The organism is Clostridia bacterium (assembly GCA_014360065.1).
In the GTDB taxonomy this organism is placed as follows: Bacteria; Bacillota; DSM-521; order Neomoorellales; family JACIYF01; genus JACIYF01.
The window spans coordinates 1-1,899 of record JACIYF010000232.1; the positions used below are offsets into that span (position 1 = coordinate 1).

At 52.0% G+C, this 1,899-nt stretch carries 3 protein-coding genes; 1 reads left to right on the forward strand and 2 read right to left on the reverse strand.

All coding sequences use genetic code 11. The features are described 5' to 3' along the window. Together H5U02_15375 and nth are read right to left on the reverse strand one after the other, a co-directional pair. The coding region (locus tag H5U02_15375) for an aldo/keto reductase (GenBank protein MBC7343800.1) at window positions 1–606 on the reverse strand (606 nt) is incomplete at its 3' end. A gap of 104 nt (window positions 607–710) precedes the next feature. Further along, on the reverse strand, window positions 711–1,415 hold the full coding sequence (gene nth, locus H5U02_15380) for an endonuclease III (GenBank protein ID MBC7343801.1): 705 nt from the start codon (window positions 1,413–1,415) through the stop codon (window positions 711–713). Between the two features lie 247 nt (window positions 1,416–1,662). On the opposite strand from nth, the gene H5U02_15385 reads away from it, so the two are divergent. Then, the coding region (locus H5U02_15385) for a DUF4912 domain-containing protein (protein MBC7343802.1) at window positions 1,663–1,899 on the forward strand (237 nt) is incomplete at its 3' end.

The window sequence follows — 1,899 nt, forward strand, 5'->3', positions numbered from 1 at the left end:
GGCATGGGTTAAGGCTCCGCCCGCCAACGGCTTCATAGCGATGAAACCAACGTCGTGCTGTTGGGCCAGAGGAAAGAGCCGGTCGGCCGTATCCTTTTCCACCGCGTTAAAAGGAACCTGGATGGTATCGACAATGCCCATGGGCATCATCTTTTCCAGATTTTCCCTGGTATGGCTAGAAACCCCAATGTATCTGATTTTTCCCTGCTCTTGGGCTTTCCTTAACCCCTCCAAGGCTCCGTCCGGGCCAGTGACCTTCTTTAGTTCCTCCTCCGTCTTAACGTTATGCATCTGGTAGAGGTCAATATAATCAACCTTGAGCAGGCTAAGGCTCTTATCAATATCCCTGAGAATGCCTTCTCGCGAGCGCGAAGTGCTTTTGGTAGCCAGGATTACTTCTTCCCGCTTCACCCCCTCAAGCGCCCGACCAATCTTCTCTTCGCTGTCGGTATAGCCACGGGCCGTATCAATAAAGTTGACGCCGCTATCCAAGGCCGCCCGTACCACCCGCACCGCCTCGGCCTGGTCAACCCTTTGGATGGGAATACCACCCAGCCCTATGCACGATACTTGAAGCCCGGTTCTACCCAAACGCCGGTACTGCATGCGAACCAACTCCTTGAACTAGGTTTAGTAGTATGTCAAAACCACACTGGCTCGATCGATGCCACCGGTAGAGCATCTGCCATCCAGAAATTAATGCCAGGGCACTACCCTTTGGCTCCCGGATCAGGGCAGGTTTGGTTGGGCACACTGGTAGCCAGAGAGCTGCCGTAAGGACAATAAGGCAAAAGCGAGCAATCAGTGCACTTGGGCCTTTGGGCCTGACAGACCCGGCGGCCATGATAAATCAACTGGTGGTGAACTTTTCCCCACCGCGAGCTTGGTATCAGCCGACAAAGCTCGGCCTCCGTCTCTCGGACATCTGGACTCTGGGCCCACCCCAGGCGGTGAGAAACCCGGAAAACATGGGTATCCACCGCTAGAGCTGGTATGCCAAAAGCATTGCTCAAAACCACGTTAGCAGTCTTGCGGCCCACCCCGGGAAGCTTCATTAGCTCCTCCCGGCTAGGCGGAACCTGTCCCCCATGTCGCTCTACCAATTGTTGGGTCAAGGCAATTAGATTTTTGGCCTTGGTATGAAATAGGCCACAACTTTGGATCTTCTCTTCTACCTCTGGCAAGCTGGCTGCAGCCAGCGCTTGGGGGTCAGGGTAAGCGGCAAAGAAATGCTCGGTAATCCGATTGACTTGCCGGTCAGTAGTTTGGGCAGAAAGTACAGCTGCCACTAGAAGCTGGTAGGGATTTTCAAATCGGAGCTCCGTACGGGCATCAGGATACATTTGATCCAACAGGGAAAGTACAGCCTGTACCTTTGATTGCAACTGGGAGATGTTTCTACCACCATTTTCCATAGGTATGCTTTTACCTTCTTCAATTTGTTGCCATTTATGCAACGAATTAGCAATAACGGCAAAGTCCGCTACTGTTTTTATTCTAGCAATGTTGTCCGTTTCTCTCAACTCTAACAATGATTACTAATAAGTAATAGCGGCCTTGGCCCCGGTTTTTCTTTAATAAAGGTTTCCCACCGGGAGATAATAATTCAGAGCCTAATTCTTACTTGGCGATCCCTATTGCCATTACATACCATGTGTAATCATGCTGCCGAAAGGAGGGTTAAGCTTGCTGTGGTTGCTCGCCCTGATGGTTGCCCTTGGCATATTGGGGGGCTACCTCTGGTATCGGTTTCTTCGCCGCTGGCGCGTTCCCGCCAAGCCCCTGCCCGCTGCCCCGGCCGCGGAAGCCGAATATCGCTTACCCAATAGCTACGGGCAAGATGAAATAGTATTAATGGTAAAGGATCCCCATTGGTTGTATGCCTACTGGGATCTTGCT